This window comes from Mucilaginibacter arboris, assembly GCF_009754915.1.
GTDB classification, from domain to species: Bacteria; Bacteroidota; Bacteroidia; order Sphingobacteriales; family Sphingobacteriaceae; genus Mucilaginibacter_A; species Mucilaginibacter_A arboris.
The window spans coordinates 63749-81455 of the sequence record NZ_WPIK01000002.1 but is presented as its reverse complement, the minus strand read 5'-3'; the positions used below and the strand labels follow the sequence as shown (position 1 = coordinate 81455).

The window sequence follows — 17707 nt, the reverse complement described above, 5'->3', positions numbered from 1 at the left end:
ATGTCTTTTAACTCCGCTCTCCGCTCTTTTTACTTATTCAATTTGTTTAAATGCTTCAGATACTTCGTTAACCGGCAGTTGGCAGGTTTTGTCTTTACAAACAAAAATGCTGTTTTTACCACCGAATTTATCCTGCAACAAAGGTAAACTTCCTTTTGTTCCGCCCAAGATAATTTTATTAGGAAGATATTTTTTCTCGAATTCTTTTCTTTTTTCTTCGGATTGATTGCCGGTGACCACGATTTCGTAAACGCTAAAAACTTCGTCTAAAAGAAGCATTGCCCAGTTGGAAAATGACGAACCATAAGGCGCCATCGTTTTTTCTACATTTCTAAGTAATTGTTCCGCTAACTGATGATATTCTTCGTGATCAAAAAACAAACCTAACTTCTTCAGATTTCGGGCCATGACCGAATTGGAAGAAGGAATTACGTTATCCATCACTTCCGTTTTTCGGGCAATCAATTGTGCATCTTCATCCGAAGTGTAAAAGAACATGCCGGTTGCCAGGTCGTAAAAATGATCGATGGCATAATCGTTAATTTTTCGTGCTTCCTGCAACCATTTTTCATCAAAAGTAACTTCGTATAAACTGATCAAAGCATCGGCAACCGAAGCATAATCATCCAGAAAAGCAGGCGAATCATTTTGGTAAACGCGGTTCAGTTTGCCGTTTCCGTCCGACAGATTTTGCTGGATAAAAGAAGCATTGCGGATTGCCGTTTCCAGATATTGCGGTTCGTCCAGCGCGCGGTAAGCATCGCAATAACCTTTTAACATTAAACCGTTCCAGCTTGCCAGGATTTTATGATCTAATCCCGGACGAACACGCATGCTTCTTTTATCGAGTATTTTTTGTCGTGACTGATTGATTTTTGCTTGCAATTCATCTGGCGATAATCCGAACTTTTCGTCCAATTCATCTGTATCATCTTTTCGGAAAAAAATATTGGTTTGCTCCTCTTCCCAGTTTCCATCTTCGGTTACATGAAAATAAGTGCAGAAAAGCTCGGCATCTTCACCTAAAACCTCTTCTACTTCTGCTTTGGTAAAGGTGTAAAACTTTCCTTCCACACCTTCGCTATCCGCATCCAAAGCAGCATAAAATCCTCCTTCGGGAGAAGTGAGTTCGCGTTCGATAAAAGTTAAAGTTTCGGCAATAATTTTCGGATACAAAGGATCAACCGCCCAGGTAAAAGCTTCTGCATACAAACTCACCAGCTGCGCATTATCGTACAGCATTTTTTCAAAGTGAGGAACGTGCCATTTTCCATCAACTGAATAACGTGCAAAACCGCCGCCAATCTGATCGTAAATCCCACCGAAAGCCATTTTTTCTAAAGTGATGCGTACGCTCATTTGTACCGCTTCATCTTTCATCAAATGTGAATAACGCATTAAAAACTGCCAGTTGTTGGGCATTGGGAATTTTGGCGCTCGGTTTAATCCGCCTTCTACCATATCAAAATGGCGTTTCCAGGGCGTTACAATAGCTTCCAGATCGGTTTTTGAATATTCTTTTTGCTCTTTTACAAACTCAAATTGTTCGTATTTGTGGATGCCTTCTGTTAACCGAACGGCGTAATCTTCTGCTTCTGCCGACTTTTCTTTCCAGAATTCGGCAAGGTTTACCAGTAAGTTTAGCCAGTCTTTTTTAGGGAAATATGTTCCGCCGTAAACCGGGCGCTGATCGGGCAAGCAAATGCAGTTGAGCGGCCAGCCGCCGCGGTTGGTCATTAATTGTACAGCGCTCATATAAATCTGATCTACATCCGGCCGTTCTTCCCGGTCCACTTTTATGCACACAAAAAACCGGTTCATTACTTCTGCAACCTGTTCATTTTCAAAACTTTCATGTTCCATTACATGGCACCAGTGGCAGGCAGAATAGCCAATACTGATGAGCAATAATTTATTTTCGGCCTTTGCTTTTTGCAGCGCTTCTTCTCCCCAGGGAAACCAATCCACCGGGTTATTGGCGTGCTGCTGTAAATAGGGCGAGGTAGAATTAATCAATCGGTTTGACATGATGCTGTTTTTATCGATGTAAAATTGGTGTTATAAACACTACCAGAAAATTTGGATTTAGTTTGAGCCTCTCCTGGTGAGAAGGAGACAACGCAACTAACTTTTCATTCGCTCTCCATTTTAGAAGAATTTACGTTGGGCTCTTGATATTTCTCAAACAATAAAAGCTTGATACTTGTTGTAACATCAAAATCAAAACAATGAATTCAGTACATGCCTACGCGGCGCACGAAGCCGATAAACCATTAGCACCACATCAGATTGACCGGCGGGAACCCGGCGCTGATGATGTAGAAATAAAGATTTTATATTGTGGTGTTTGCCACTCTGATATCCATACGGCCCGTAACGAATGGGGCGGAACACAATACCCGATTGTTCCCGGACACGAAATTGTAGGAAAAGTTACCCGAGTTGGCGAAAATGTTACCCGTTTTAAAGCAGGGGACACCGTTGGCGTTGGCTGTTTTGTGGATAGCTGCGGCCATTGCAATAATTGCAAGGAAGACCTGGAGCAGTACTGCGAGAACGGACACACACAGACTTATAATTCACTTTCACAGGATAAAAAAACAATTACGCAAGGTGGTTATTCTTCGCATATTGTTGTTAAGCAACATTTTGTGTTAAACGTTTCCGATAAGTTACCCTTAGAAAAAGTTGCGCCTTTATTATGTGCCGGTATCACTACTTATTCTCCCTTAAAACATTGGGGCGTTAAAGCAGGCGATAAAGTTGCCGTTGTTGGTTTAGGCGGATTAGGCCACATGGCGGTTAAACTGGCTGCTTCTATGGGAGCTGAAGTTACGATGCTGAGCCGTTCTCCTTCTAAAGAAAAAGATGCGCAGGAATTAGGCGCCCATCATTTTGAGTTGACTACCCAACCTGAAAACATGCAGAAACTGGCTAATACTTTTGATTTTATTGTGGATACTGTTTCTGCCGAACACGATTACAATGAGTATTTAAATTTATTGCGTACCGATGGTGTGATGATCTTGTTGGGCGCCCCGCCAAAGCCATCTCAAGTACCTGCTTTTCCTTTAATCATGGGCCGCCGCAGCCTGGTTGGTTCTCTGGTTGGAGGAATTAAAGAAACACAGGAAATGCTGGATTACTGTGCAGAACATGGCATTACTTCTGATGTGGAAATGATTAATATTGACCAAATAAACGAAGCGTACGAGCGTACTTTAAAAGGCGACGTGCATTATCGTTTTGTAATTGATATGGCTTCTTTAAATTAATCAGGAAAAATACTTCATAAAAAAAGCATGTCAGTTTTTTGACATGCTTTTTTTATGAAGTAAAAATTGGATTAATGAACTACTTTACGTTTATAAACCGTATGGGTTCCGGCGCGGGATTTTCCTTTGTCAGTTTCATTTCCAACCACGTAACCTGCGCCTGCACCTAACGCGCCGCCAATTAAGGCACCTTTAACGCCATGGCCAATTAAAGCGCCGCCAACAGCACCCGCGCCGCCGCCAATTAATGCACCTTTAGCACGTTTAGACATGCCATGGCGGGTTTTGGTTGTGTAAACATACTTTTTGCCATTTTTGTAATAAGTATGTTTTGTAGTCTGTGCCTGTACAAATGCGGCGTTAACAGCAGATAAAGTAAAAAATACAGCAAAAATTAAAATCAGGTTTTTCATGAATTTTAGGTTGATAGTTTTTAATAATGAAAACAGGATAAACAAATACCTTACCAGTTTAACGTAAAGTACGGGTTAAGGTTTAATACTTGTTTTTGGGCTACTCTAAAAAACAACCGGTAAAAGAAGCATCAATCAACTTTTACCAACTTATCTTCTGCTATCCGTTTTAAAAACACAAACATCAATGCCGTTGCAATGGCGCCGAAAGTATGCCATAAAAAATGTGTTCCCACAGTAAGCAATGCCCAGCCATCCGCAACGCGAAAAAACAAAGCAATGCCAAAAGAAATTAAAGCTGCAACAATAAACTGCCAGTTGTGCCCTTTCATTTTGAGCAGCAGTAAAACTAAAGGCAGCAGAACCATTAACACCATAGTTGCATAATTTAAGCTGATGCCTAATTGTAAACTGTTGCCGTGCATCAGTTTCCTTATTTGAATTTCAATGAAAATAAAAGCTATCAGTGCGATAACGCCTATAAACCATTTGCCCGAAAATTTGATCCAGAAGTAAACACTGGCGAGTAAACACAAAATAGAAATAGGCAGCCAGTCCATCATGATATATATTGGATAGCGCCGCAAACCGTGGTAAAGTGTTCCGCCGATACTTCCAATCAGTAAAATCCAGGAAGCAATGCTGAGAAAAACATATTGTTTAGAAAAGCCCTTTAACCGGAAAATCCAGTAAAGGGCCAACAGGAAAAAGAAGCAGGAGGTGATGGTGTTTAACGGTTCGGGGAAACTATGGTTGAGGTTGGTTTCCGTATAGATCATTCCACCATCGGCAGGATGTTGCATCGCTTTAAGTGTGAAGTAAGAGGTGAGAGTTATGAGGTTCAAGGTCTGTAGCAGGTACCTCAAACCTCGCACCTCATACCTGTTTCATCTTATTGATAAAAAATTCCAGCGTTAATCCCCAGGCCAGTTCTGCAGCATCAGCGTTAAAGCTGGCGCGTTCATCGCAAAAGAAACCATGATCGGCATCAGAGATCTCTACGTTAATAAATTTCTTTTGGGCATTTGTTAATTCTGTTTTAATGGTTTCAATCTGTTCTTTCGGAATGTGCTGGTCTTTTCCTCCCCAAAAAAATAAATGCGGTGCATTTAAAGAAGGAACCCGCTTGATCAGTTCGGGGGCAATACCGCCGCCGTAATAAGAAGCTACCGCTTTAAACGGAAACATAGTGTTTGCCAGAAAACTGACGCGGCCACCAAGGCAATATCCAGTTGCTACAATATGTTCATGAGTAACTTGGTTGTTATTTTGCAGCCAACTCCATGCAGCTTGAATATCTGTTTCCAGCCCTTCTGTGGTAAGCGCTTTCATGTGCGGCGCAGCCGAAGGAAAATCGGTATAATCAATAGTAACACCCGGAGGGCCGGAACGATGAAAAAGCTCCGGGGCGATAACCAGATAACCTTCATCAGCAAAACGATCAGCTAATTTGCGGATGTGGTGGTTTACGCCGAAAGCTTCTTGAAATAGAATTAAACCTGGAAACGGACTTTTGCCTTGTGTTGGAATAGAAGTATAAGCCTGCATGGTTGTACCATCAGCAACCTGCAGCTGCACGAAATTTTGTAAACCTGACATAAATTTTTTATTGATAAAAGAAGTATTTGGGGGAAATGGTTTTGGGGAAGTGAATGCTTTTTTTATCGTAAGAAAAATATTACGATCAGGACTTTTCTTAATTTTCCTGTATTATTTATTTGTAAAACAAGTTGTTAAATTAATTTGTAGCTTTGAGAGTATTAACTGCATTTGCATCAGGTTAAAAGAATTTATACCAGTATGACTACCTTAAACATTAAAATACCAGAAAATAAAGTAGCTGATGTTGCGTCTTACGTGCAAAAAATTGGTGGCGAAGTAACGCAAAATGAAACTCATTCTGTTACTGCTGCTGCACCAAAACCAGAACAGGACGAAGATGAAGTTACCCACGAATCTTTTTTTGGGGAAAATATCAAAAGGGCAATCCGTGCTTTTAAATCCTGATGGCTGCTACTCCTTCTAAATTAAAAATTCAGGCACAAACTGGCATCACCGCTGTTTTGCTGGTGTTTTGTATTTATATTATCGCTACGGAGCCTTCTGAAAGTGATAAATTAAAATGGGCATTTGGTGTGGTTGGAATTATTATTGGTTATTGGTTGAAGTAGGGAGAGAAATCAAGTCACAAGAGCAAGTAATCTTAAAAGTTCGTTATCAGTAATATCCGATTGATCTGCTTTATCATAAATAGATAAAAGATATACTTTATTATTATTAACAGCTAAATAAGTAATTATCCTTGCCCCTCCCGATTTTCCTTTTCCTTTAGAAGCAATTGCAAGCCTTATTTTATAACAATCGTTACCTAAAGCTGTTCCGGTAGAAGGATTTTCCTGTAAATCTGCTATTAACCTCGCTATTTCTGTTTTTAAGGAAGGAACTTTTTAACCAGCCGTTTCAATTGTTTATCAAACGGCAGAATTGTGAGAACATTAAAGCTCATTTAACAACTCTTGGGCAGAACGGCCCTTTAACTTGCCAGCTTTAATTTTAGTAACATTTTTAAAAGCTTTTTTAATTTCTTTTATTTCGGCTAACAACGCAGCATCTGGCGCAGAAATAGGCTGAGCTTTAATATGGCTTAAAGATTTTAGCATCTCAATAAAATCAGCCGCCTGATTATCTTTTACATCAACTAATAATTTCATTGCTTTAACTTTTAAAAGGATTTAAAATTTAATACGGGCAAAAGCCCGGGCTTATACAAATATAAGCTAAATTAAATAACGGATACTGAAAAGGGCGGACGCAAACTGAAGGCAGAATACGAAAAATTAATTTAAAAAATCTTGTCATGGTTTCTACTTTTTAAAGTTTTAATTTAAAATCTGTAACATTTAAAATCAACTATCCTCTAACCTCAAAAAACCATCGATAAAAGAAGCATGCTAAGTATCCGCAACATTGTAAAACAATACGCCGGCCACCGGGCGCTGGATGATGTAAGTTTAGAAGTTGAAAAAGGAAAGATATTTGGTTTGCTCGGCCCAAACGGTGCCGGGAAAACTTCTCTCATCCGCATTATTAACCAGATTACAGCACCGGATTCGGGCGAAGTTTATTTCAACGGAGAAAAATTAAACCAGTCGCACATCGAGCGCATCGGCTATTTGCCCGAAGAACGCGGCTTATACAAGAAAATGGAGATTGGCGAGCAGTTGGTTTATTTAGCGCGGTTAAAAGGATTGGATAAAGCTGATGCGGAAAAACGTATTAAAACCTGGTTTGAAAAGTTGGGCATGAGCGACTGGTGGGGCAAAAAGATTGAAGAACTTTCTAAAGGCATGCAGCAAAAAGTGCAGTTTGTAAGCACGGTTCTGCATGATCCGGAACTGATTATTCTGGATGAACCTTTCAGCGGTTTTGATCCGGTAAATGCAGAAATTATCAAAGATGAAATACTCGAACTTAACCGAAAAGGTGCTACGATTATTTTTTCTACGCACCGGATGGAATCGGTAGAGGAATTGTGCGATTCTATTGCCTTGATCAATCTATCGCATAAAATATTGGACGGGCCGGTAAAACAGATCCGCAATTCTTACCGCAACAATACTTACAAAATAGAATTTTCGGGGAAATTAGTTTTCGATGGAACAGAACCATTTGATCTGCTGCATCATATTCCTGGTGCCGAAACTGATCTGATCCAAATTAAACTTAAAGAAAATTATACGGTAAACGAAGTATTGCAGTACCTCATTCCTAAAGTAAGCATCAACAAACTGGAAGAAGTGATTCCGACTATGAACGAAATTTTTATTCAGAAAGTAAATCAAAACCGCTAAAAACATGAACAAAACTTTACTTATCATTCAGCGTGAATATCTGGCGCGGGTAAAAAAGAAATCTTTTATCCTGATGACTTTCCTGGTTCCGGGACTAATTTTGGCCATGTACGGCGTGATTTACCTGATTGCCGCCAACAGCGACAGTTTAAATAAAGTGCGGCAGGTTAAGGTGATAGACGAAAGCGGCGTATTTGCAGGGAAACTGAAAGATCATAAAAATATTCATTTCACTACTGCTAAACAATCACTGCCGGAAGCAAAAAAATCGGCCAAAAAGAATGAGGATTTATTCATCCTGTTTATTGGAAAGGATTTTACGAACAAGGGCAATGTTCAGATCTTCTCCGAAAAGAAACCAAATTTTGCATTGGTAAACGAAGTAGAAAACCAGTTGAATACTATTGCAACCAGTAATAATATGGCTGCGGCAGGTATTGATGTGATGAAAATAAGCACGCTGAAAAGTAATATCTCCGCAGAAACCAAACAATTAACTGATGACGGCGAAAAAGACAGCAACCTGGCTTCTGCTTATGGTATTGGTGTTGCGTCTGCTATATTAATCTACATTTCCTTATTTATTTACGGTTCGCAGGTGATGCGCGGCGTGATTGAAGAGAAAACTAACCGTGTAATTGAAGTGATCGTTTCTTCCGTTAAACCTTTTCAATTGATGTTAGGCAAAATTTTAGGCGTTGGTTTGGTTGGCTTAACGCAGTTTTTACTTTGGATTATCCTCTCAACAACGGTTACTAATATTGCCGAAAAAGCCTTTACCAAAAACGAAACTACTACCGAGCAAAGCAGTAACCAAACACAAATAAAAGGTGGTAAAAACAGCACGGCACAAGCTCAAATGCCAATTGGTAATCCGGTTATGAGTTTCTTAAAAACTCTGGAAGGCGTTAATTACGTTTACATTCTGGGCTGCTTTATCTTTTATTTCCTGTCGGGATATTTACTTTACAGCGCACTTTTTGCTGCCGTCGGTTCTGCAGTTGATAGCGAAACGGAAACACAGCAATTTATGTTCCCGATCACACTGCCACTATTGTTTACCTACATTTTATCCTTTGCTTTCTTAGTCAATAATCCTGATAGCACATTGGCATTCTGGCTTTCCATTATTCCGTTTACAGCGCCTATCGCCATGATGGTCCGCGTTCCGTTTGGCGTACCCGACTGGCAACTGGCTTTATCCATGGTGATGATGATTGCCGGTTTTCTGTTCACCACCTGGGTTGCCGCACGCATTTATCGCGTTGGCGTGTTGATGTATGGCAAAAAAACCAGCTATAAAGAGTTGGCTAAATGGTTTTTTTATAAGGAGTGAGGATTTTAGGTGGATAAAAGAAGCATGGGTAAATTGTATTTAACGTTCTTTTTCCTTGATGAAAAAGAACCAACGAAATCAAGACAAACCCGGTTCCTCCGGACGTTTTGTCGGCCCTTTCCGCACCTAAGCGATGACCTTTTAAGTAGCCCTAAAAGCGCATAATGAAAGATAAGTTGTTAGACTGAATATAGAGATCGGTGCTTGAAAGGTATCTACCCAGGCCGGCAGAGGCCTGAAGACCGCCCGGCTGAGGGATTCGGGATTCTTGAATTTTTGGTTCTTTTTGTTCAAGCAAAAAGAACGGACAAAGAGAATCCTTCGGCAAACTCAGGAAGACTAAGAAGTAAAAACAAATTATTTCTGCATTTTCGGGACATGAACAAACGCATGGCCGTGATGGACCTCGGCACCAACACTTTTCATCTTTTAATTGCAGAAAAAGCAGAAAACGGTTTTAAAGAAATACTGCATCTAACAGAAGCGGTAAAACTTGGCGAAGGCGGCATGAAAGATGGTTTGATTAAAGCTGATGCTTTTGAACGCGGCTTGAAAACGATGGAACTTTTTGCCGAAAAAATACGGCTAAAAGAAGCATCAGAAATTCGTGCCGTTGCTACTTCCGCTATCCGGAGCACTACCAACGGAAACGATTTTATACAAAAAGTTAAGGAACGTGCAGGAATTGAAATTGAAGTGATTGATGGTTTAAAAGAAGCCGGACTGATTTACAAAGGCGTCAAAAGTTCGGGTATTTTATCCGCAGAAAAAGCCATGATTTTGGATATTGGCGGAGGCAGCGTAGAATTTATTTTGTGCGATAACCAGAAAATTTACTGGAAACAAAGCTTTGAAATTGGGGCGCAGCGTTTACGGCAACTTTTCCATCAGGTGGATCCAATGACTGCAGAAAATGTGACCAAGCTAAACCAATATCTGGAAGAGCAATTGCAGATGCTGTTTTTATCAGTAAAAAAACAGGATGTCCAACATTTAATCGGTTCTTCCGGATCGTTTGAAACTTATACCGAAATGATCGAGGTTGAAAAAGGGGATCAGTTTAATATTAAAAATATCAAAACCTATAATTTTAAAATTGATGATTTTAATGAAGTTGCTAACTGGTTACAGCATTCCAGTCATCAAGAAAGGCTGGCTAAAAGAAGCATTATTCCGCTTCGGGTTGATATGATTGTGGTTGCTTCACTGATTACTTCTTTTATCATGCAAAAATTAGAAATTCAAAAGTTAAGCATGACTACTTATTCTCTGAAAGAAGGTGTTTTAGCTGAGATGATGGAGGTGCAGGGTATGAGCAATTAGCTGCGAGGTATGAACTGCAAAGTTAAAGTTGGTGCATACCTCGTACCTCACACCTCATTGCTAATAGCCAAAAGCTGCTGATACAATTTCTCTGTTGGCAAACCAACAACATTGGTATAAGAACCTTCAATGCGTTGGATGCCAATCAAACCGATCCATTCCTGGATACCATAAGAACCGGCTTTGTCCATTGGGTTAAAGTTCTCTACATAATACCGGATTTCCTCATCCAATAATGGACGAAAAAGCACTTCCGAAACATCAAAAAAAGTATTCTGCTGATGCTTGTACAACAAACATACGCCTGTAATTACCTGGTGTTTTCGGCCGGAAAGCAGTTGCAACATTGCTATGGCATGTTCTGGTGTTTCTGGTTTTCCCAGGATTTGATCGTCTATAGAAACAATCGTATCTGCGGTAATTACAATTTCATCATCTACTATTTCATCAAAAGCTGCTGCTTTTTTTTGGGCGATAAAAACAGCAATTTCTTCCGGTTTCAGGTTTTCAGGATAAGATTCGTCCACTTCTTTTAAAACAATACGAAAGTTGAAATTCATCAACCTTAACAATTCCTGCCGACGCGGAGATTTGGAAGCGAGAATGATGGGAGGGAAATTTTGCATGATTCTTTTTTAGCCTCACCCCGGCCCTCTCCGGTGGAGAGGGAGGCATGGCGGATACCGTTTTACTTTTTAACCTTTTGCCTTTCAGCTTTTAACCTTTAACGTTATTTGCCTTTCAGCTTTCAACCTTAAAAACTCGTTGCGTTTTCCTTCATCCATTGATCCTGAATTTTCAGCACTTTTTCAATCACATCGCGTACACAACCTTTTCCGCCTAAAATTGGCGAAATGTATGCTGCCACTGCTTTTATTTCTTCTACCGCATCAGCCGGACAGGTTGGCAATCCTACTTTTCTCATGATGTCCAAATCAGGGATATCATCGCCCATGTACAAAATTTCTTCCGGTTTTAGCTTCATATCTGCTATTACGCGTTCGTAAACTTCTAATTTATGGCTGATTCCCAGAAAAACATCTTTCACGCCTAAACCACTTAAACGCGATAGAACACCTTGCGAACGCCCGCCGGAAATACAGGCAACATAATAACCGGATTTAACAGCGTGGTTAATAGCATAACCATCTTTTACGTTAAAATGCCGCATCTGGTCGCCATTTTCTGTAACGGTTACATCGCCGTTGGTTAAAACGCCGTCAACATCCAGAATAAATGCTTTGATATTTTTTAGTTTTTCGAGGAACATGCAGAAAAGAGAAGTTGTAAGTTACCGGTTACGGGTTGCCTGTTAAGCATTGCTAAAGAAACCGGCAACAGGCAACTGATAACCGGCAACCGAATACTACTGGTTATCGCGCCACTCGTGTACCCAGGCTGATTGGATCTGCTCCAGGTGCCCTTCGTTGGCTTCTTCGCGAGTGCCTTTAAAATCAGGAAGGGTTAAAACCCATTCCAATAAATCGGTAAAGCGGATACGGTATATTTTGGATTCGTCGAAATCATCACCGAATTTCTCGTATAAGCCCATGGCAATATCTTCGTGATCGTTCCAGTGAATGGGCAGGGCAAAATCTTTATTTAACATAAAATAAGGTAAAACTTGAGTTTTTTTAATGGCCCAGGAATTGGGATTGGTCGGGGATAGTTACTTCGATGTTACCGTCTATCATTACACACTGGCAACCCAAACGCGAGTTAATGCGCGGATTAACAGCACGGTCTATAAAATCCTCTTCTTTATCGGATATTTCCTGCACATTGTCCATGCCTTTGTTCACATAAATATGGCAGGTACTGCATCCGCAAACACCGCCACAGTTATGTTGCAGTTCAATGCCATTTTCCAGGCAAACATCCAATACAGATTCTCCTTCGGCAATCGGTAGTTCAACAGGTTGCACGCCTGCTTCTTCAAAGTTAATCTTGACGTTATAAATTTCCATCACACGCAAAAGTAATAATTTTAGTTCAGGCTGAACGTGATTTGGCCATTTTGATAATATCCTGACTAAGCATTCGATAAATCTCCTGCAATTCAGGGTTTTGTTCCAGTAAACTTAGGTGTGCAGCCATGGTTTGTTCATCCCCACGAATTGCCGGTCCGGTTTGTACTTCTTCCGGTAAAAACTCCTGTACTTTTAAAGCTGTTTCTAAAATTAAAGGTTTTATCAGGCTGAAATCCATTTGCTGTTCCTGCAACAGTTTTGTTGCTATCGAATACAAATAATTAGGAAAATTACAGGCAAAAACCGCAGCAAGGTGCAACGTTTTTCTTTGTGCCGAATCGATATAAGTTACCTGATTACTAATCGTTCTTCCAAGTTCAAACAAAATTTCAGTGCTGTTTTTATCGGTACTTTCTATACAAAGCGGAACAGAACGGAAATCAATTTCCTGGCTTTTAGAAAATGTTTGTAAAGGATAAAAAACGCCACAATCGATAAAATGCTTTTCCAAAGTTTGCATACTTACCGCGCCACTTGTATGCACAACCAATACATTTTTTATGTTGATAAAAGAAGCAACGTCTTCAACGGCATCATCTTTTACAGAGATAATAATGAGATCGGTATCAGCATGAATAGCATCAAGCCGATCAATTGGTTCAGCTTTTACATGATATGCCAGCAAAGCCGCATTTTGCAAATTCCGGCTCCAAACCTGTACAATTTGATGGCCGGCATTTTTAAGCGCCGCGCCTAAGTGCGTAGCAACATTGCCCGAACCAATAAGTGTGATGCGCATTTTTAGTCGATAAAAGAAGCATGCATAATACAGAAAATTACAGCTTAATCCGTTGATCGAATACAAAAGGATCTGTTTTGATGATCTCGATCAACTTAAAATCAGCATGGTTAGGATTAATTAAATAGTTCACCTCCTCATCTATAATAGAAGAGGGAACTTCCAGAACTGCCGTCCGGTTTGCCGTAATCCATTTTTCTCCAAGCGTTTGCGTAAACGGCATCTGATCAAATTCTTTCCAGTCTTTCGGCAGCTCGCTTAAATGTACTTTTTCCTTTTTGATCTTATCATCTATTTCGATGGTCATGATGCTAAAAATCTGACTCAAACCTAACTGGCCACGGTGTACCACGTTCTCCAAACAAGCCAAAGAACGATTAGAAGCCGTATAGATCATCTCTGTTTTATTGGGGTTCCATCTTGCCGCCCTGCCAGATGCTTTCAATACATCAGCATAAACGCTTAAAGTAATCCTGTAAACAAACATCTTTAAGCTAAATCACCATACGCTATCCGGATTAGTTCTTCTTCAATCAAACCAATGCCGGTTATGGTGTCCATCATTTCAACCGGAACTTGGTTTCCTAAGCCATAAGCTGATACATGAAGCCAATCATGAAAGGCTTGAGCAGAACCAAACAACTCGATCCCTTTTTCAAACAGAGCAAAAGATTTAAGTAATTTCTCACTTAAAGAAGCATCCAGTTTCAGCTCCTGACGGTCATAATTTTGGATTGTTTTGATCGTGGTTTTAAAAGTATCCTGAAATTGTTCCTGCGTAAAACCAGACAGGTTAATAAAATCTAAAGCGGCTTTGGCATTTAATCCTTTTTTAGAGCTGTTTAACAGGCTGATGGGATTAGCGTATAAAGGTTGATAAGCAACAGCGGGCTCGTTAACTAAATTTTTATTGCCAACGCCACTTTTTGCATAAGTTGCAGTAGTTTTTCCTTTAGATGAGGCACTGCCGGAAATTACGCTCTTTTTGGATGATATTTCTTTTTTTGCCATGATACTTTATTGTATAAAACAAATATAAGAAATTTTTCCATCTAAAACAGAAATTTTTCCTACAATAAATATCAGGGATTTGAGAGGTTGCTTAAACCTCGTTCAATTTATTTCTTATGCTTCTTTTATCACCTAAAAATCTGCAAGTTATTTGCTTTTGATTAATACAGGCAGCAGGACTAAATGCGGATTTTATAGTGCTAAAAGAAGCATCAGTATCAGTCCTGGGAATACCGAAAGGATCTGAGATAAATTTAAACAGGCTTTTTAGACAGCTTAAAGTTTATAAGCCTGCCGACCAAATAACTTCCAGTTACCTTTTTCTTTTACCCAAACCAGCATAATTCCCAAACTTACGTTTCCAGGTTTTCCGCCATCGTTGGTTTGTGCCGATAGTTTATGCCGAACAATTGCAGTTTGATCTTTTACGATGATGGTTTGTTCTGTTAGGTCAATTGTTACAAAATCTGATTGTCCGCTAACAATTGCATCTACAAAAGCAGCTTTATCCTGAATTTTTCCGCTCGAATGGCCATAACTTAAAGCATCAGAAGCAATGTTTTCCAAGGCTGTTTTGTTGCCATCGATCATTGCTTTGGTTAACGTTTGAACGGCTTCGGCTACCTGTATTTCTTCTTTGGATTGCGCTTCTACAGTCATGGTAATGGTGGTTATCAACATTAAAATTAAGCCTGCTATTTTTTTCATGGTAAAAGAAGTATCTGGTTTTTAAACAGTTTTCAATTCTTTATTTCTGCGGAAGATAGAAAGTAAAAAGCCAATTACCATGATGATTGTTCCTGACCAGAAAAAATTAATCGACGGAAATTCTATTGCTTTCATTACGATATATGGCTTCTCGCCTTCTGGTTTAACGTAAGTTGTAATTTCCATTTTACCTTTTTCGGGCAAAATATTGGTAAAACGCACTTTCAGATCGGCACTATCAACTTTCTTGCTGAAATCAAATTTACTTCCGCCTTTAATCATAAAAATTGGCTCCGTTGTAAATACCTTGCCGTTGCTTTGTACTTCCAACTGCGCACCAACTGCAACATCATTTTTAGCCATTGGTATATCGCGCACTTTTGCATCTTTATTCAGCGCTTTTAAAATAATCAAACCTGCACGGTAACGAATGGTATCGCCGATATTTATTTCGTGGGCAACCGGTTTGGCGTATTCTTTATCGTCATTACTTTCTCCGTGGCCTTCTTTTTCTGCGATCTGGTCTTCCTGAAATTTCATCGGCCAGGCAATACTTACGTACGAATACATGTCTTTAAACACATAATGTTTAGTATCGGGAGAACAAACCAAACCCATTTTACGGTTAGCCTGTGCATTTGGAAGCAAAGTAAAATTTTCCCTTATTTTTCCGCTTTTGCTATCAATCAGCTTATAATTTACCTTGAAATAATGGTTTGGGCCATTTAAAGAATCGCCTACATAAGTTGCGGTATAAGGGCCAACTTTGGTTGGTGTATTAAAATCGAGACGAAGGTTTTCGCGGGAATTACCTACTTTTTCAAACTCACTTCCAAAACCAATCCCGCTATCATTAACAGTAATTACTTTACTTGTTCCGGAGGAAATAACAGCGCCAATCAGCAATAAAGCAAAACCAATGTGCGCAACAGCAGAACCAACCAGCTTTGTTTTGCCTTTAAAAATATCAGCAAGATATTTGGTATTGGCCAATACGGCATAAACTGAACCAAAAATAACCAGCATATAAACCAGTTGTGTATGATAAAGACCAGATACCCAAATAATCAGGCCACTGATTAAAGCAGCAAACAACAAATAAACAACAGACCGGATGAGGAAAGTAGTTGCATCAGAGCGTTTGTATTTCAAGAATTGGGCAAATCCCATCAGCAGTGTAATTACGACAGCAAACGACGATTGTATAATATTATACAACTTAACAGGTTCTGTTGGCGGGGCAGTTTTGGTTCCGAAAATAGCATTCCAAACCGGAATAGAAGTTACAACAATTAGTTGTAAACAGGATAAAGCCAGGAAGATGGCACCAACAAACATCCAAAATTCGCGGGAATAAGTTTCTTCATCTTTTTTGGTGATCGGTAATTCTTTCCAACGGGAAACAAGCATCCACACAGCAATTGCAATAAAGGCAAACAAAAAAACCAGCAGTTGCCAGCTCATGCCCAAATCTGTAAAAGCATGTACGGAAGTGCTGCCTAAAATACCGCTTCTGGTTAAAAAAGAAGCATATAAAACCAGTATAAAGCTTATGATAACCAAGAAAGCAGCCGTAAAATAAGAGTGACCAGTATTTTTATAAACTACCAGCACGTGTACACCACCAATTAAGGTTAACCATGGGATAAAAGAAGCATTTTCAACCGGGTCCCAAGCCCAGAAACCGCCAAAGTTTAAAGATTCATAAGCCCAGAAAGAACCCATAATAATGCCTGTCCCCAAAACCATTACGGCAAAAAGGGAATAGGAAATTGTCGGCTTGATCCACTCTTTATACCGCCGCTGCCATAAACCGGCAATTGCGTAAGCAAAAGGAACAACCATGGAAGCAAAACCCAGGAACAAAGTTGGTGGATGAATTACCATCCAATAATTTTGCAGCAAAGGATTTAACCCGTTACCATCTTTTACATAATTTAAATAATCAGGACGGCTAAAAATTGGTGCTTCAATGGCTTGCCTAAGAAGAATAAAGGGTGAACTTCCTACGCGCGTACCAAACATTTCTACACCAATCAACATCGAAGCGATGAAAGCTTGCGATAAAGCTACAACTGCCATTACCGGGTTTTCCCATGATTTTGCTTTCCAGATTAGAATATTTCCTAACAAAGCCTGCCAGAAACCCCAAAGCCAGAAACTGCCCTCCTGACCTTCCCAGTAACTGGAAATGATGTAGTAAACCGGCAACGTTTTAGAAGAGTGCGCCCAGGCGTAATGGTACTCGAATAAGTTGGTATAAATGATATAGAACAGGCAGGAACCAATCCCTATTACTGAAAGTGTATTGATAAAATAGCTGTACCGGGCCATTTTTTTCCAGCTCTGATCGAGTTGATTTTTATTTACAGTAGCGAAATAATAGCTGATAGCAGAAAACAGGGCCGAACCAAATGCCAGAATAATAAAGAACTGGCCGAGTTGTCCCGGCAAAAGGTGCTCACCTTTGAATTGAATATCCATTAAAAAAATTAAATTGAGGCTTGTTTGGTTGCTTTTGCCTCTGTAACATCTATTTTGTCTTGTGTGTATTTAGACGGGCATTTCATCAGGATTTTAGAAGCATGAAACTCGTTGCCAACCATTTGTCCGGTTAAAACAATTTGTTCGGAACGTTCAAAATCCTGTGGCTTGGTTCCAGCGAAAACAATTTTACACTCCTCGCCTTTGTTATCTTTCATAAAAAACGAAAAATAATTTGCGTCTTTTTTAGCGTCGTAAATCAGTTGTTTTTGTTTATTGAGATGACCAACTACGTGAAGTTCGCTGTGTGTTGTTTTGGCTTCTTTAAAAGAACCGTAAGTGCTGGTATCCGCATAAGTACTAATAATGATACAGATAGCAACCGCGATTACTATAATACCTAAAATCGAACTTTTTTTCATGGAATAATCCTTTGTTTTAATTAAGGATACAAAAGTACAAAACAAAGTTCGTAATCAATTTTTTAGGATTAGTATATTCTATTTAGAATCGTTCTAAAACAAAAGAAGCATTCCC

General features: G+C 39.6%; 22 protein-coding genes. 6 read left to right on the top strand and 16 right to left on the bottom strand.

Annotation, left to right across the window (positions count from 1 at the left end; genetic code table 11):
• Window positions 1-33: 33 nt before the first annotated feature.
• Window positions 34-2028 carry a thioredoxin domain-containing protein gene (locus tag GO621_RS02290; protein ID WP_157563820.1) on the bottom strand — a complete coding sequence of 665 codons (1995 nt, stop codon included), beginning with the start codon at window positions 2026-2028 and terminating at the stop codon, window positions 34-36.
• A 200-nt stretch (window positions 2029-2228) separates the two neighbouring features.
• On the opposite strand from GO621_RS02290, the gene GO621_RS02285 reads away from it, so the two are divergent.
• On the top strand, window positions 2229-3275 hold the full coding sequence (locus GO621_RS02285) for an NAD(P)-dependent alcohol dehydrogenase (protein WP_157563818.1): 1047 nt from the start codon (window positions 2229-2231) through the stop codon (window positions 3273-3275).
• Between the two features lie 71 nt (window positions 3276-3346).
• Here the strand turns inward: GO621_RS02285 and GO621_RS02280 are convergent, their stop codons facing one another.
• The 3 genes from GO621_RS02280 to GO621_RS02270 all read right to left on the bottom strand — a co-directional run bounded on the left by GO621_RS02280 (window position 3347) and on the right by GO621_RS02270 (window position 5287).
• Window positions 3347-3688, bottom strand: a complete 342-nt coding sequence (locus GO621_RS02280) for a YMGG-like glycine zipper-containing protein (protein ID WP_157563816.1) — start codon at window positions 3686-3688, stop codon at window positions 3347-3349.
• A gap of 131 nt (window positions 3689-3819) precedes the next feature.
• A complete protein-coding gene (locus tag GO621_RS02275) occupies window positions 3820-4533 on the bottom strand; it encodes a hypothetical protein (protein WP_198170101.1) in 714 nt (237 codons plus the stop codon).
• Between the two features lie 31 nt (window positions 4534-4564).
• Window positions 4565-5287 (bottom strand): dienelactone hydrolase family protein, encoded by a 723-nt coding sequence (locus GO621_RS02270; protein ID WP_157563814.1) that lies wholly within the window; start codon window positions 5285-5287, stop codon window positions 4565-4567.
• Between the two features lie 201 nt (window positions 5288-5488).
• Here GO621_RS02270 and GO621_RS02265 point away from each other — a divergent pair, with 201 nt between their 5' ends.
• Together GO621_RS02265 and GO621_RS02260 are read left to right on the top strand one after the other, a co-directional pair.
• A complete protein-coding gene (locus tag GO621_RS02265) occupies window positions 5489-5695 on the top strand; it encodes a hypothetical protein (RefSeq protein ID WP_157563812.1) in 207 nt (68 codons plus the stop codon).
• A complete protein-coding gene (locus GO621_RS02260) occupies window positions 5695-5859 on the top strand; it encodes a hypothetical protein (RefSeq protein ID WP_157563810.1) in 165 nt (54 codons plus the stop codon). Before GO621_RS02265 ends, GO621_RS02260 begins: the two co-directional genes overlap by 1 nt.
• 9 nt (window positions 5860-5868) lie before the next feature.
• Here GO621_RS02260 and GO621_RS18980 read toward each other — a convergent pair whose 3' ends face one another.
• Together GO621_RS18980 and GO621_RS02250 are read right to left on the bottom strand one after the other, a co-directional pair.
• The gene (locus tag GO621_RS18980; RefSeq protein WP_317163382.1) at window positions 5869-6027 is read right to left on the bottom strand and encodes a type II toxin-antitoxin system RelE/ParE family toxin; all 159 of its coding nucleotides are present in this window, start codon (window positions 6025-6027) and stop codon (window positions 5869-5871) included.
• Window positions 6028-6183: 156 nt separating this feature from the next.
• Window positions 6184-6399 (bottom strand): hypothetical protein, encoded by a 216-nt coding sequence (locus tag GO621_RS02250; RefSeq protein WP_157563807.1) that lies wholly within the window; start codon window positions 6397-6399, stop codon window positions 6184-6186.
• Between the two features lie 237 nt (window positions 6400-6636).
• On the opposite strand from GO621_RS02250, the gene GO621_RS02245 reads away from it, so the two are divergent.
• The 3 genes from GO621_RS02245 to GO621_RS02235 all read left to right on the top strand — a co-directional run bounded on the left by GO621_RS02245 (window position 6637) and on the right by GO621_RS02235 (window position 10198).
• On the top strand, window positions 6637-7539 hold the full coding sequence (locus GO621_RS02245) for an ABC transporter ATP-binding protein (RefSeq protein WP_157563805.1): 903 nt from the start codon (window positions 6637-6639) through the stop codon (window positions 7537-7539).
• A gap of 4 nt (window positions 7540-7543) precedes the next feature.
• Window positions 7544-8875, top strand: coding sequence for an ABC transporter permease (locus tag GO621_RS02240; protein ID WP_157563802.1), 1332 nt, complete (start codon window positions 7544-7546; stop codon window positions 8873-8875).
• Window positions 8876-9253: 378 nt separating this feature from the next.
• Window positions 9254-10198 (top strand): Ppx/GppA phosphatase family protein, encoded by a 945-nt coding sequence (locus GO621_RS02235; RefSeq protein WP_157563801.1) that lies wholly within the window; start codon window positions 9254-9256, stop codon window positions 10196-10198.
• A 47-nt stretch (window positions 10199-10245) separates the two neighbouring features.
• On the opposite strand, the gene GO621_RS02230 is transcribed toward GO621_RS02235, so the two are convergent.
• The 10 genes from GO621_RS02230 to GO621_RS02185 form a co-directional block, all read right to left on the bottom strand.
• Window positions 10246-10824, bottom strand: a complete 579-nt coding sequence (locus GO621_RS02230) for a Maf family nucleotide pyrophosphatase (protein WP_157563799.1) — start codon at window positions 10822-10824, stop codon at window positions 10246-10248.
• Window positions 10825-10952: 128 nt separating this feature from the next.
• Window positions 10953-11468, bottom strand: a complete 516-nt coding sequence (locus tag GO621_RS02225) for a KdsC family phosphatase (protein ID WP_157563797.1) — start codon at window positions 11466-11468, stop codon at window positions 10953-10955.
• A gap of 96 nt (window positions 11469-11564) precedes the next feature.
• On the bottom strand, window positions 11565-11807 hold the full coding sequence (gene iscX, locus GO621_RS02220; RefSeq protein ID WP_157563795.1) for a Fe-S cluster assembly protein IscX: 243 nt from the start codon (window positions 11805-11807) through the stop codon (window positions 11565-11567).
• A 25-nt stretch (window positions 11808-11832) separates the two neighbouring features.
• The gene (locus GO621_RS02215; protein WP_157563793.1) at window positions 11833-12165 is read right to left on the bottom strand and encodes a 2Fe-2S iron-sulfur cluster-binding protein; all 333 of its coding nucleotides are present in this window, start codon (window positions 12163-12165) and stop codon (window positions 11833-11835) included.
• 25 nt (window positions 12166-12190) lie between these two features.
• Window positions 12191-12967 (bottom strand): Rossmann-like and DUF2520 domain-containing protein, encoded by a 777-nt coding sequence (locus tag GO621_RS02210; RefSeq protein WP_157563791.1) that lies wholly within the window; start codon window positions 12965-12967, stop codon window positions 12191-12193.
• Window positions 12968-13004: 37 nt separating this feature from the next.
• A complete protein-coding gene (locus GO621_RS02205) occupies window positions 13005-13454 on the bottom strand; it encodes an RES family NAD+ phosphorylase (RefSeq protein WP_157563789.1) in 450 nt (149 codons plus the stop codon).
• 2 nt (window positions 13455-13456) lie between these two features.
• On the bottom strand, window positions 13457-13978 hold the full coding sequence (parS, locus tag GO621_RS02200) for a type II RES/Xre toxin-antitoxin system antitoxin (RefSeq protein ID WP_157563787.1): 522 nt from the start codon (window positions 13976-13978) through the stop codon (window positions 13457-13459).
• 276 nt (window positions 13979-14254) lie between these two features.
• Entirely contained in the window at window positions 14255-14686 is a 432-nt protein-coding gene (locus GO621_RS02195) for a nuclear transport factor 2 family protein (RefSeq protein WP_157563785.1), read from the bottom strand.
• Window positions 14687-14707: 21 nt separating this feature from the next.
• Complete coding sequence (locus GO621_RS02190; protein ID WP_157563783.1) at window positions 14708-17170, bottom strand: heme lyase CcmF/NrfE family subunit; 2463 nt, start codon at window positions 17168-17170, stop codon at window positions 14708-14710.
• Between the two features lie 8 nt (window positions 17171-17178).
• Window positions 17179-17592, bottom strand: a complete 414-nt coding sequence (locus GO621_RS02185; RefSeq protein ID WP_157563781.1) for a cytochrome c maturation protein CcmE domain-containing protein — start codon at window positions 17590-17592, stop codon at window positions 17179-17181.
• Between the last annotated feature and the right edge of the window lie 115 nt (window positions 17593-17707).

Coding starts and splice junctions, on each gene's coding strand:
- GO621_RS02290 (WP_157563820.1), bottom strand. CDS start 2,028: ATGTCAAACCGATTGATTAATTCTACCTCGCCCTATTTACAGCAGCAC.
- GO621_RS02285 (WP_157563818.1), top strand. CDS start 2,229: ATGAATTCAGTACATGCCTACGCGGCGCACGAAGCCGATAAACCATTA.
- GO621_RS02280 (WP_157563816.1), bottom strand. CDS start 3,688: ATGAAAAACCTGATTTTAATTTTTGCTGTATTTTTTACTTTATCTGCT.
- GO621_RS02270 (WP_157563814.1), bottom strand. CDS start 5,287: ATGTCAGGTTTACAAAATTTCGTGCAGCTGCAGGTTGCTGATGGTACA.
- GO621_RS02265 (WP_157563812.1), top strand. CDS start 5,489: ATGACTACCTTAAACATTAAAATACCAGAAAATAAAGTAGCTGATGTT.
- GO621_RS02260 (WP_157563810.1), top strand. CDS start 5,695: ATGGCTGCTACTCCTTCTAAATTAAAAATTCAGGCACAAACTGGCATC.
- GO621_RS02250 (WP_157563807.1), bottom strand. CDS start 6,399: ATGAAATTATTAGTTGATGTAAAAGATAATCAGGCGGCTGATTTTATT.
- GO621_RS02245 (WP_157563805.1), top strand. CDS start 6,637: ATGCTAAGTATCCGCAACATTGTAAAACAATACGCCGGCCACCGGGCG.
- GO621_RS02240 (WP_157563802.1), top strand. CDS start 7,544: ATGAACAAAACTTTACTTATCATTCAGCGTGAATATCTGGCGCGGGTA.
- GO621_RS02235 (WP_157563801.1), top strand. CDS start 9,254: ATGAACAAACGCATGGCCGTGATGGACCTCGGCACCAACACTTTTCAT.
- GO621_RS02230 (WP_157563799.1), bottom strand. CDS start 10,824: ATGCAAAATTTCCCTCCCATCATTCTCGCTTCCAAATCTCCGCGTCGG.
- GO621_RS02225 (WP_157563797.1), bottom strand. CDS start 11,468: ATGTTCCTCGAAAAACTAAAAAATATCAAAGCATTTATTCTGGATGTT.
- iscX (WP_157563795.1), bottom strand. CDS start 11,807: ATGTTAAATAAAGATTTTGCCCTGCCCATTCACTGGAACGATCACGAA.
- GO621_RS02215 (WP_157563793.1), bottom strand. CDS start 12,165: ATGGAAATTTATAACGTCAAGATTAACTTTGAAGAAGCAGGCGTGCAA.
- GO621_RS02210 (WP_157563791.1), bottom strand. CDS start 12,967: ATGCGCATCACACTTATTGGTTCGGGCAATGTTGCTACGCACTTAGGC.
- GO621_RS02205 (WP_157563789.1), bottom strand. CDS start 13,454: ATGTTTGTTTACAGGATTACTTTAAGCGTTTATGCTGATGTATTGAAA.
- parS (WP_157563787.1), bottom strand. CDS start 13,978: ATGGCAAAAAAAGAAATATCATCCAAAAAGAGCGTAATTTCCGGCAGT.
- GO621_RS02195 (WP_157563785.1), bottom strand. CDS start 14,686: ATGAAAAAAATAGCAGGCTTAATTTTAATGTTGATAACCACCATTACC.
- GO621_RS02190 (WP_157563783.1), bottom strand. CDS start 17,170: ATGGATATTCAATTCAAAGGTGAGCACCTTTTGCCGGGACAACTCGGC.
- GO621_RS02185 (WP_157563781.1), bottom strand. CDS start 17,592: ATGAAAAAAAGTTCGATTTTAGGTATTATAGTAATCGCGGTTGCTATC.